Raw genomic sequence first — 13,240 nt, 5'->3', positions numbered from 1 at the left:
ACTGCTTTACTAATGAAAAAACTACCTGTAACTGTTTTAAGTGGCTTTTTAGGAGCTGGTAAAACCACCTTATTAAATCACGTTTTGCACAATAAAGAGGGCTTAAAAGTAGCTGTTATCGTTAATGATATGAGCGAGGTAAATATTGATGCTCAATTTATAGAAAACGAAAATACACTGTCTAGAACCGAAGAAAAATTAGTAGAAATGTCTAATGGTTGTATATGTTGTACACTTCGTGAAGATTTAATGATAGAGGTAGAAAAATTAGCTAAACAAAACAAATTCGATTATTTATTAATAGAAAGTACAGGTATTAGCGAACCAATTCCTGTAGCTCAAACCTTTACTTTTGAGAGTGAAGATGGTAAAATCGATTTAAGCAGATTTAGTTATATAGATAACATGATTACTGTGGTTGATGCTTTTAATTTTTTAAAGGATTTTTCGAGTTCAGATTATTTAGCTACTAGAGAACTAACTGATATAGAAGACGATAATAGAACCATTGTAAATTTACTAACGGATCAAATTGAGTTTGCCAATGTTATATTATTAAATAAAACGGATTTAGTTTATAATAATGATATAGAGGAACTAAAAGCAATCATTCAAAAGTTAAATCCTGAGGCTAAAATTATTTGCACCAACCATTCTAAAGTAGATTTAGAAAATGTAATAAACACTGGGTTGTTTGATTATGATAAAGCTGAAGCTTCTGCTGGTTGGATCAAAGAATTAGAAAATGAACACATTCCAGAAACAGAAGAATATGGCATTAGTTCTTTTGTATTCAGAAGTAAAACACCTTTTCACCCAGATCGCTTTTTAAATTATTTAAATCAATCTTTTCCGCAAAACATTATTAGAAGTAAAGGTTTATTTTGGTTGGCTTCTAGATCTAATCAAGCCTTACTTTGGAGCTCAGCTGGAGGTTCTTGTAAAGCAGATTCTGCAGGAGTTTGGTGGGCATCAATGCCTTTTGCTGAAAGAATAAATTATGCAGCTTTTGCTGATAATAAAGAAATGATTGAATCTGATTGGGATGCTACTTTTGGTGATCGTAAAACGGAATTGGTTTTTATTGGGCAACATGTAAACAAAGAGAATATGATTGATGCTTTACAAGAGTGTGTACTAACAGACCAAGAAATAGAAATATGGAAAACAAAATTATTTCCTACACAAGATCAATGGCCTTTGCCTGCATAAACAGTAAAAATTAGTCGTAAAATAATAAATGATAAAAACAAACAACCTAACTTTTCAATACAATAAAAATGATTCCGTTTTCAGATTCCCTGATATACAGTTATCAGCACAAGAAAACCTACTCATTTTAGGAAAGTCGGGGGTGGGTAAAACCACGTTTTTACACATTTTAGCGGGTTTATTAAAACCTTTAAGTGGCACTGTTACAATAGATAACAGAGTGATTAATAATTTAAATAATAAACAACTAGATGCTTTTAGAGGTAAAAATATCGGACTCGTTTTTCAGAAAAAACACGCGATTCAGTCTTTAACGGTTGCCGAAAACCTAAAAGCAAGAATTTTGTTTAGCAAAAAAAAGATACCAAATGCAGTTATAGAGAATCTTTTAGAACAACTCGATTTATCAGCATATAAAAATAAGAAGATTCATGTGTTGAGTGAAGGGCAGTTACAACGTCTGGGAATTGCGTTGGCTGCCATTCACCATCCCAAAGTAATTTTAGCAGATGAACCTACCTCGAGTTTAGATGATGTAAACTGTAAAAAAGTGATTGAATTATTACTAAAACAAGCACAACAAACCAAAGCACATTTAATTGTAATTACTCATGATGCTAGAGTAAAAAGCTACTTCCAAAATACCATTAGCTTATGAATATTTTTAGCATCACTCTTAAAAATATTAAAGCAAAACCACTATATAGTGTTTTAAGTGTTATTACATTATCTTTAAGTATTACACTATTATTGGGCATCAAACAAATAGCCCTTTCTTTTAAAAATCAAATAGAAAACAACCTAGATAACATCGATTTGGTTATTGGTGCAAAAGGCAGTCCACTACAATTGGTATTAGCTTCTGTCTTGCATTTAGACAGTCCTACTGGTAATATTCCTTATCAAGAAGCACAAAAAATTAGTAAGAATCCTTTAGTAAAATGGGCAATTCCAATTTCTTATGGCGATAATTACAAAGGATTCAGAATTGTTGGCAGTACCAAAAACTATCCAGACTTATACAAGGCACAATTAGAACAGGGACAATTCGTAAAAAAATCAATGGAGGCAGTTTTAGGTGCCACTGCAGCTCAACAACTTAATTTAAAAATTGGTGATACTTTTTTAAGTGCTCATGGTTTAATAGATAACGATATTGAAGTACATACAGAGGAATTTACAGTAGTAGGAATTCTAAAACCGAGTCAAAAAGTAATAGATCGTTTAATAATTACAACTTTAGAATGTATATGGGAAGTACATCATCATGATGAGCATGAGCATGATGAACATGAAGATGAAGAAACATCACATCAACATCCTACAAAAAGTGATAAAGAAGTAACATCTTTATTAGTTAGTCTAAAAAGTAAACGTGCTTTATTAAATTTTCCTAGAAAGATAAACGAGAGTACCAATTTACAAGCTGTATTACCCAAATATGAACTCCATAAATTATATGATTATACTAGTGTAGGCTTCAAAACAATTACAATTATTGGTTATCTAATTCTAATTATTGCGTCGTTAAGTATCTTTATGAGTTTATATAAAATGATGAAAGAGCGTGCTTTTGATTTGGCAATCTTAAGAACTTATGGTGCTACTAGATTTCAGCTGATAAAAATAATAGTTTATGAAGCACTAACTATTGTATGCTCGGCTTTTGCCATTGGCTTTATAATAATTAAATTAAGGATAAAAGTGTTTATGAATAGTCAATCCATTAGTTTGCAACAAAATATCTTACAAGATTTACCTTTACAAGAAGTATTAAAAATAGCAGAATTAATGCTAATAATGGTATTAATTGCTGTTGTGTTAACTTTAATCCCTCTCTTAAAAATGAATATTTCAACAATTTTAAGCAATGAGAAATAAAAGCATCCTTTTCCTTTTTTTGTGCTCTGCATTTATAAGTTATAGTCAACAAGAAATCTCTTGGAAACTATTATCGAAAGTTACTTTTACAGACAAATACTTTGCTGAATTTGATGATTACTTCATGTACCCAACATTTCTAGGAGCAGTAAAAGCATTAGAAGGAAAACAAGTAACTATAAAAGGATATTTTTTAGACATAATTCAAGAAGATAATACATTCATACTTTCTAAAGGGCCAATGGCTTCTTGCTATTTTTGTGGTCAATCTGGCCCAGAAACTGCTGTAGAAATTCACTATACTAATCCTAAAAACTTTAAAACCGATGATCTTGTAACTATCACAGGCACATTAAAATTAAACAGAGACGATGTTAATCATTTCAATTATATACTTACAGATTGTACAGGGGTTTTAATAAAATAACACATACTCTTCTTATTATGTTAAAGTATTCTTTAAAATGCGTTAAAATTCTGAGCACAACCGTGTTTACACTGTGTATTTGTTAAAAACTCCTTAAATTAGATGCAATTAATTCATTCAAAACTACCAACGTATGCAAGGAAATTTACTTCACTCATTTCTATCCATTTACACTGTAACCAATCAAAACATAATACAGATTTTTTACAATAGAAATCGTTCTTATTTTTAGATTAAAATAATGTTGACTCAATCAATAATTTAAGACAATATTTAAAAAGAAAAGTCTGTAAAAAATATATTAAAACTATAATTGTAGTCATTTCAATTGAAATAACCTCAAAGTTTCTTAATCTATATAATTTATTGAATATCAATTTAATAATATAAATATATTATTAAGCTGTTTAACATTATACCTAATAATGAGAATAAATTTATCCGAACACTTTCAATAAGTGTTCAGCATAATCAATAATAAAAACAACTATTACGTAAACACAAACTAATAATGAAAACAATAACTAAACTATGCATGTTTTGCCTATTGCTATTTGCAATAACAATGCCTTTACATGCGCAACAATTAACAGAACAAACCTTTCAAGGTTTAAAACTTAGAAATATAGGACCTGCATTTACCTCTGGTAGAATTGCAGACATAGCAATTCATCCCAACAATGAGAATATTTGGTATGTGGCTGTTGGTTCTGGAGGTGTTTGGAAAACAACGAACTCTGGTACTACATGGAAACCTATTTTCGATAAACAAAAATCCTATTCTATTGGGGCAATTACTATAGATCCTAACAATACACATACCATTTGGGTAGGTACAGGAGAAAATGTGGGGGGACGTCATGTAGCTTTTGGAGACGGAGTCTACGTAAGTCATGATGATGGGGCTTCTTGGAAAAATATGGGCTTAAAAACCTCAGACCACATCTCTAAAATTATAGTTCACCCAAAAGATTCTAATATAATTTGGGTGGTTTCTCAAGGACCTTTATGGTCTAAAGGAGGTGAGAGAGGAATCTTTAAATCTACGGATGGAGGAAAAACATGGACACAAACTTTAGGAGATACAGAATGGGTAGGCGCAACAGATTTAGTTATAGATCCAAGAAATCCTGATGTTTTATATGCAGCTACTTGGCAAAGACACAGAACTGTTGCTGGTTATTTAGGTGGTGGTAAAGGTTCTGGTATTCATAAAAGTATAGATGGTGGGTTAACTTGGCAAAAATTATCCAAAGGAATTCCGGGTTCTAACTTAGGTAAAATTGGTTTAGCAATTTCTCCTTTTAATCCTGATGTTATTTATGCAGTTTTAGAAACAGACAGAACTAAAGGTGGTTTGTACATGTCTGCTAATAGAGGTGCATCTTGGCAAAAACAATCTAATACAGTTTCTGGGGGTACAGGTCCTCATTATTATCAAGAGTTATATGCTTCTCCTCATCATGAAGGAAAACTATTTTTAATGAATAACTATGTGTTAATTTCTGATGATCATGGTAAAACCTTTCACAGAATGAACGAACGTAACAAGCACGTAGATAGTCATGCAATGGCATTTAAAGCTTCAGACCCAAATTATGTGTTATTTGGTACAGATGGTGGGTTATATGAAAGTTTCGATTTAACCAACAGCTGGAAGTTTATCAGAAACTTACCTGTTACACAATATTTTAAATTGGCAGTAGACGATAGTAAACCTTTTTACAAAATCTATGGAGGTACGCAAGATAATGGATCTCATGGAGGTCCTTCACAGTCAATATATTCAGATGGAATTGCCAATTCTGATTGGTGGAAAACTCTAGGGGCAGATGGTCATCAATCTGCAATAGAACCTGGTAATCCAAACATTACTTATGGTGAGTTTCAAAAGGGAGCATTATGGCGAATTGACCAAACTACTAAAGAAACTGTTTACATTCAACCGCAAGCCTTAGAAGGTGATCCGTTTGAAAGGTTCAATTGGGATGCTCCGATTTTAGTAAGTCCACATAATCCAAAGAGATTATACTTTGCATCTTATCGTGTATGGAAATCTGAAAACAGAGGTGATGATTGGTCACCAATTTCTAGCGATTTAACCGAGAAAATAGAAAGAATGGCTATCCCATATTATGGCAAACAACAAAGTTGGGATAATGCTTGGGATACTAAAGCCATGTCAGATTATAATACCATTACTTCATTGGCAGAATCTCCTAAACAAGAGGGATTAGTATATGCAGGTACAGACGACGGAATTATACAGGCTACCGAAAATGGTGGTACTACTTGGAACAAGTTTAAAATCAATAGTATAAAGGGAGTAGATCATGTACCTTTTGTAAATGATGTTCGTGCAGATTTATTTGATAAAAACGTAGTATATGCTGCTGTAGACAATCATAAATATGGAGATTATAAACCATATATTTTAAAAAGCTCCAACAAAGGTAAAAGCTGGAAATTAATCAACGGAGATCTTCCTGAGCGTTTATTAGTATGGAGACTTGTTCAAGACCATGTCAATGAAGATTTATTATTTGCTGCTACAGAATACGGAATCTATTTTACCTATAATGGAGGTACCAACTGGCTAAAATTAAAAGGAGGAGTGCCAACTATTTCGTTTAGAGATATTACTATTCAAAGAAGAGAAAATGACTTGGTTGGGGCTTCTTTTGGTAGAGGATTTTTTATACTAGATGATATTACACCATTAAGATTATTCAAAAAAGAAATGTTGGCTAAAGAAGCTACTTTGTTTCCTATAAAGGATGCTTATTGGTACAAAGAAGCAAGTAGAGTAGCTGGTCAAGGAGATGCTGAATATAAAGCACCTAATGCACCATATGGGGCTAAGTTTACGTACTATATGTCAGATAAAATCAAATCTTTAAAAGACATTCGTAAAAAGAGAGAAAAAACAAATACAGACTTTCCTGGTTGGGAGGCCCTTGAAAAGGAAAATAATCAAGATGGACCCTTAGTTTTATTAATAATCAAAGACGCAGAAGGAAACATTGTAAACACAGTAAAAGGGACTAACCAAAAAGGTTTTAACCGTGTAAACTGGAAATTGAATTATCCGAATAAAAGAGGAGAAAGTTTAAACGCTAGTGGAGACGGAATTGGAGGCAGAAGCAATATTATGGTAACTCCAGGTACATATACAGCTACTTTAGTAAAACGTGTAGATGGTGTAACTACTATTTTACAAGAGCCTAAAACGTTTAACGTAGTACCAATGTATGATGGTGCATTACCAAGAAAGTCTTACAAAGAGGTGAATGACTTTAGAAAAGAAGTATTTGCTTTTCAACAAGATTTAATGGCGACAAACATCTTAATGAATCGTCAAATAAAAACCATTGCAGCAATGAAAAGAGCCGCAAACAAAACAACAGCTCCTAATGATGCTTTATTAAAAGACATTAACGATACCAGGTTACAATTATTAGCTATTCAAAAAGAATTAAATGGTAGCCCAGTAAAAGGTGAAGTAGGAGAAAAATCAAATCCTACTGCTAATGATGGTAATGGTTTATCTTGGCGAGCTTTTGGTAATACTTATGGGCCAACAGGTACGCATAAACAATTATTAGAACGTGTAAAATCGCAACTGGTTAAAGTTAAATCGCAGTTAAAAGTGGTATCAGAAAAGAACCTAATTAATATCGAAAAAGGATTAAAAGCAGCTGGTGCTCCTTGGATAGAAGGGCAAGGATTAATTAATAACTAATACAGTAAACAAAATAAAGTGAATGTTATAAAAGGCATTCACTTTTTTAAATTCAGTAGTAAGGTAGTACAACAACACTACACATATAAATTCAAATTAAAACAAACACCTTTATGAAAATCTTGTCAACAATTCTATTGTTTTGCGTCGCAATTTCCCTCCAAGCGCAAAAAAAAATAATGCAACATGAAGACAAAGCATTATGGAACCAAATTAAAAATGCAAATATTTCCAATTCTGGAGATTATATTTTATACGGATTAGGTCAAGATGAAAAAGACCAAACCTTATACTTAAAAAGCACAAAGGGAAACCAAATCATGGAATACCCTCGCACAAAAGGGGGAGATTTTACTTACGATTCTAAATTTGTTTTATTTTCTGTAAATGCTTACAAAGACAGCATTACTGAATTAAAACGTAAAAAGGTAAAAAAGAAAGATTATCCAACTGATACCTTAATCATCTATAATATCAATAAAGAAAAGGTAGATAAAATACCAAACGTAAAATCTTATAAAATCCCTGAGAAATGGTCTGGCATTGTAGCTTATGAATTAGGTGAAGCAAAAACTAAAAAAACAAAAACAGATAAGCCAGAAGACAAAACAAAAAGCAAAACAAAGACCAAGACCAAAAAGAAGAAAATCAAAAAGGTTTCTAGTAAAAATGGTTACCATATTGTGGTGCGTAACTTGGAAAGTGGTGTAGAAGATACCCTTAAATTTGTTACAAAACACGCAATTTCTAAAGAAGGACAAATCATTACATACGCAACTACAGGTATAAAAGAGGTTTTAAAAAGTGGGGTTTATCAATACAATGTTAAGAACAAAACTTCTAATTTAATCTATCAAAGTCACGAAAAAACCAAATATCCGCAAATTGAAATTTCAGATTCGGGTGATAAAATTGGTTTTGTAGTAGATGCAGACTCTACAAAAAGCTTAATTAAAAAACCAATATTATTAGGATGGAAAAAAGGACAAACTACTGCCAAAGAATTAGTAGCTTCAGAAAAGAATGCAGCAAAATTATTAGTTTCTCCAGACCAAAGGTTAACGTTTTCTAAAAACGAAGAGCGACTGTTTTTTGGTTTAAGAAAACCGCCTATTGTACAAGATACTACACTACTTAAAGAAGAAATTGTAAATGTAGAAGTATGGACGTACAATGAGCCAAGACTATACACAGTACAAGAAATGCAAGTAAAAAGAGATCAGAAGAAAGCCTTTTTATCTTTGTATGATTTTACCAGTAATAAAATGGTACAAATTGCAAATACAGAGTATGATGTAGTACGTTATGCAGACGAAGGAAATTCAGAGTATGCAATTATTGGAAACAATACGCCTTATATGTTAGAGAGTCAATGGACTGGACAACGTGCTATGGATATGATGCGAGTAGATTTATCAACAGGAGCAACTGCAACCATTGGCAAAAAGATTTATGGAGGTAATTCCCTAAGTCCAAAAGGGAACTACTTGTATGGTTATTCTAGAAAAGATACTACCTGGTTTACCTACAACTTAAAAACTTTAAATTACAAAGCATTAACTAAAGGCAAGCAATTTTACAACGAAACACATGACTACCCAGACGACCCTAGAGGATATCGTTCTATGGGCTGGACAGAAAATGATGAGAAATTATTGATTTACGATCGTTATGACATTTGGGCCTTTGATCCTGATTCTGGAGCATCAGAAAAATTAACCAAGGGTAGAACAAAAAACACCAACTATCGTTATGTAAAATTAGATAACGAAGAAAAAGCAATATCAAATACCAACAACTGGTTTCTTAGAACGTTTAACGAGGAAACTAAGTTAGGCGGAATAGCAATCTACAATCCAAAGAAAAAGAAATTGACTCAATTGGTAGAAAGTGAGCATACTTATGGTAGCTATAAATTAGCACAAAAGGATAAGAAAAATAGATTACTTTACACACGTCAAAACTTTACAGAATTCCCAAATTATTATGTAACAGACGTAAACCTAAAAGCACCAAAACAAATTACAGACGCCAATCCACAACAAAAAGACTACAATTGGGGTACTATAGAAATGGTAGAATGGACTTCTTTAGATGGAAAACCTTTAAAAGGAATGTTAGTAAAACCAGAAAACTTCGATCCGAATAAGAAATACCCAATGATTGTGAATTTCTATGAGAAAAATTCAGACGGTATTTACAGACATCGTGCACCATCTTATGGTAGATCTACCATCAATTATCCTTTCTATGCGAGTCGTGGATATTTAATTTTTAATCCAGACATTACCTATAGAGATGGTTATCCTGGTGAGAGTGCCTTAAATTGTGTAATTCCTGGAATTACTTCTTTAATTGACAAAGGTTTTGTAGACAAAGACAATATTGGTGTACAAGGACACAGTTGGGGTGGTTATCAAATTGCCTATTTAGTTACCAAAACCAACATTTTTAAAGCTGCAGAATCAGGTGCTCCAGTACCAAATATGATTAGTGCTTATGGAGGTATACGATGGTGGACAGGTTTAAGCAGACAGTTTCAGTACGAGCATACACAAAGTAGAATAGGTGGTACACCTTGGGAATATCCACAACGTTATGTAGAAAACTCTCCGATTTTTAATATCGATAAAATTAAAACGCCATTATTAATCATGCACAATGATGCAGACGGACACGTGCCATGGTATCAAGGAATTGAATTTTTTGTAAGCTTAAGACGTTTAGGCAAACCTTCTTGGTTATTAAACTATAATGGCGAACCACACTGGCCTTTAAAAATGCAAAATAGAATCGACTTTAACATTCGTTTGGCGCAATTCTTCGATTATTATTTAAAAGGAGCTCAAAAACCAATGTGGATGGAACGTGGGGTACCTGCTATAGAAAAAGGAATCAACCAAGGGTACGAACTCATAAAAGAAGATAAATAACAGATAGTATGAAATTTAAAACAATAAAAATTAGTCTTCTTTTTGTATTGATGACATTCGGAATCAAAGCTCAAGATTTCGATGCTTTTCAATACAGAACTGTAGGGCCAGAAAGGGGAGGTAGAGTTACCACAGTAACTGGTACTCCCCAAATACCAGGCACCTTTTATTTAGGTGCTTCTGGTGGTGGAGTTTGGAAAACTGAAGATTATGGAGTTTCTTGGCAAAATGTATCTGATGGTTATTTTGCTACGCCATCTATTGGAGCTATAGAAGTTGCAGTTAATGACCCCAATGTCATTTATGCAGGTACTGGTTCAGACGGGTTAAGAAGTAATGTGATTTCAGGTAAAGGGGTATACAAATCTATTGATGGCGCCAAAACTTGGGAACATTTAGGCTTAAAAGAAACTGGTCAAATTGGAGCTGTAGAAATAGACCCAAGAAACCACAATACAGTTTGGGTAGCTGCCATTGGTAATGCCTTTAAAGCGAACAGCGAACGTGGTATTTACAAAACTACAGATGGTGGAGAAACTTGGGATAAGGTTTTATTCATTTCTGATCAAGTAGGTTTTGCTGATTTAGAATTATTACCTAATAATCCTGATATTGTATATGCTGCAGCTTGGAAAGCAGAACGCAAACCTTGGACCATTATTTCTGGAGGAACTCAAGATGAAGGCGGAATTTACAAATCTATTAACGGTGGTAAAGATTGGGAAAAACTAGAAAACGGATTACCTAAAGGATTAATTGGCAAAATAGATTTGGCAGTATCTCCTGTAGATTCTAGTATTTTATATGCCATAATAGAAGCACCTGGTAAAGAAGGTGGTCTGTATAAATCTGTGAATCAAGGGAAATCTTTTGTGCAGGTATCTAGTAATAAAGGCTTGCTAAACCGTCCTTTTTACTATGTTAATGTAGAGTTAGATCCTACCAATCCAGACATTGTATATTCCAATGCCAATCCGTTGTTAAAATCAACAGATGGTGGAAAATCTTGGGATCGTATGAGTGTACCACATGGAGATAATCATGACATTTGGTTGAATCCAGATAATCCAGAACTTTTAATTCAAGCGAATGATGGAGGTGCCAATATTTCACATAATGGAGGGAAAACTTGGTCTACCCAATTTAACCAACCTACAGCAGAATTGTATCAAGTAGAAGTAGACGACCAATATCCATATTGGTTATATGCTGGTCAACAAGACAATAGCAGCACTGTTTCTGTACCTAGTTTTCCACCAAGTGCCATTCAATACCCAGGTGCTGGTTGGATTATGAATACTGGGGGTTGTGAAACTGGACCTGCTGTACCAAAACCGGGCAATGCCAATATTGTATATGCCAATTGTAAAGGTCGCTTTTTTGTATTCGACAAAACAACAGGTACAGAAAAAAGTTATTATGTTGGGGCATCCAATATCTACGGTCATAATCCAAAGGATTTAAAATACCGTTTTCAACGTGTAGCCCCCATTCATGTATCACCTCATAATCCTGATGTGGTGTATCATGGTTCGCAGTATTTACACAAAACCGTTAACGATGGCGAAATTTGGGAAACCATTTCACCAGACTTAACAGCTTTTGAAGCCGACAAACAAGTGATTTCTGGAGGTCCAATTACGAGAGACATCACAGGAGAAGAGTATTACAGTACTTTGTATTCCATCCGAGAATCGAAACTAAAAGAAGGGTTGATTTGGACAGGTTCTAATGATGGGGTAATTTCTGTAACTCAAGATGGTGGTAAAACTTGGAAAAATGTAACGCCTAAAAAGATGCCAAAGGGTGGAAGAGTAGAATCTGTAGCACCTTCACAATTTGATCCTGCTAAGGCTTATATTGCTGTAGAAAGACATTTGTTAGGTGATGCTAGACCGTTTATTTATAAAACATCTAATTATGGGGCTTCTTGGGAATTAATTTCAACTTCAGACAATGGTATACCTAACGATTACTATACTAGAGTAGTAAGAGAAGATCCAGTTCGTCCAGGTTTATTGTATGCAGGTACAGAATACGGAATGTTTATTTCTTTTAACGATGGGAAAAGCTGGCAATCTTTTCAGCAGAATTTACCAGTAACCCCAATTACGGATATCAAGATATTTCGTGGAGATTTAATTTTAAGTACTATGGGGCGTGCTTTCTGGATTCTAGACAATATTACTGCCTTAAGAGACACAAATATAAATACGTTAGCCAATGCACCTGTATTGTTTAAACCAGACGATATTATTCGTTATCGTTATCCGAAAGTAGGGCGTACAAAAGGTGTAGCACAATATCCAAGAACTAGTGTAATTATCGATTATTATTTGCCAAAAGGAAACAAAGCACCCATTGAATTAGAAATTCTAGATGCTAATAAAAATAGTGTAGCAAGTATTATTAGTGATAAAAAACTAATAAATAACGTAGACGAGATAGAAGACATGAACCTAAGTCAGGTATTCAGATATGTAGATACTAAGCTAGAAACCAAAACAGGGATTAATCGTTTTAATTGGGATTTACGTAGTAAAGGGGCTTGGTCTAGCAACAAAAGAAGAAGTTATAAAAGAGGTCCTTTAGTAGCACCAGGTAAATATACTGCTAAATTAAAGGTAGATGGGCAATCTTTTGAACAGGATTTCGAAATTAAAATGGATCCAAGAGTTGCTGCAAGTGGCTTGACCAAAACTGATTTAGTAAATCAGATTGCTTTACAACAAAAAGTAACGGTTTTATTATCCAAAGCAAACAAGCTACAGGCAAAATTAGAAAAAGACAAGTCTGATAAAGCTAAAAAAGTACTAAAACAACTTAAAAATGATAGTGTAGTGTATCCACAACAAATGTTTGTGGCTCAAGTATCTTATTTGTTATATATGATTAGTAGTGCTGACCAAAAACCAGGACAAGAAGCTGAAAAAAGATATACGGAGTTGTTAAATAAGTTTGAGGAATTAAAACAAGAAGCTACAGAATAAGCTCTCTTTTTATAATTCTCTTAAAAATTGGTATGGTTACTTTTAAAAGTAATGA

General features: G+C 33.4%; 7 protein-coding genes. All 7 read left to right on the top strand.

Going from position 1 to position 13,240, the window contains the following annotated elements:
* The first annotated feature begins 12 nt into the window (after positions 1–12).
* The 7 genes from ACJJVK_RS14110 to ACJJVK_RS14080 all read left to right on the top strand — a co-directional run bounded on the left by ACJJVK_RS14110 (position 13) and on the right by ACJJVK_RS14080 (position 13,185).
* Positions 13–1,212, top strand: coding sequence for a GTP-binding protein (locus tag ACJJVK_RS14110; RefSeq protein WP_405567002.1), 1,200 nt, complete (start codon positions 13–15; stop codon positions 1,210–1,212).
* A 28-nt stretch (positions 1,213–1,240) separates the two neighbouring features.
* Entirely contained in the window at positions 1,241–1,870 is a 630-nt protein-coding gene (locus ACJJVK_RS14105) for an ABC transporter ATP-binding protein (RefSeq protein ID WP_405567000.1), read from the top strand.
* Entirely contained in the window at positions 1,867–3,093 is a 1,227-nt protein-coding gene (locus ACJJVK_RS14100; protein ID WP_405566997.1) for an ABC transporter permease, read from the top strand. The genes ACJJVK_RS14105 and ACJJVK_RS14100 overlap by 4 nt, the downstream gene beginning before the upstream one ends.
* Positions 3,083–3,520, top strand: a complete 438-nt coding sequence (locus ACJJVK_RS14095; RefSeq protein ID WP_405566996.1) for a hypothetical protein — start codon at positions 3,083–3,085, stop codon at positions 3,518–3,520. Before ACJJVK_RS14100 ends, ACJJVK_RS14095 begins: the two co-directional genes overlap by 11 nt.
* A gap of 565 nt (positions 3,521–4,085) precedes the next feature.
* Positions 4,086–7,262: a WD40/YVTN/BNR-like repeat-containing protein gene (locus tag ACJJVK_RS14090; RefSeq protein ID WP_405566993.1), complete on the top strand. Its 3,177-nt coding sequence runs from the start codon at positions 4,086–4,088 to the stop codon at positions 7,260–7,262.
* Between the two features lie 179 nt (positions 7,263–7,441).
* Positions 7,442–10,195 (top strand): alpha/beta hydrolase family protein, encoded by a 2,754-nt coding sequence (locus ACJJVK_RS14085; protein WP_405566991.1) that lies wholly within the window; start codon positions 7,442–7,444, stop codon positions 10,193–10,195.
* 8 nt (positions 10,196–10,203) lie between these two features.
* Positions 10,204–13,185 (top strand): WD40/YVTN/BNR-like repeat-containing protein, encoded by a 2,982-nt coding sequence (locus tag ACJJVK_RS14080; protein ID WP_405566988.1) that lies wholly within the window; start codon positions 10,204–10,206, stop codon positions 13,183–13,185.
* The last annotated feature ends 55 nt before the right edge of the window (positions 13,186–13,240 follow it).

It is taken from the genome of Polaribacter sp. Asnod6-C07, assembly GCF_045063625.1.
GTDB lineage: Bacteria > Bacteroidota > Bacteroidia > Flavobacteriales > Flavobacteriaceae > Polaribacter > Polaribacter vadi_A.
Note: the sequence above shows the minus strand (reverse complement) of the source record. Positions and strands in the feature narration are given on the sequence as shown.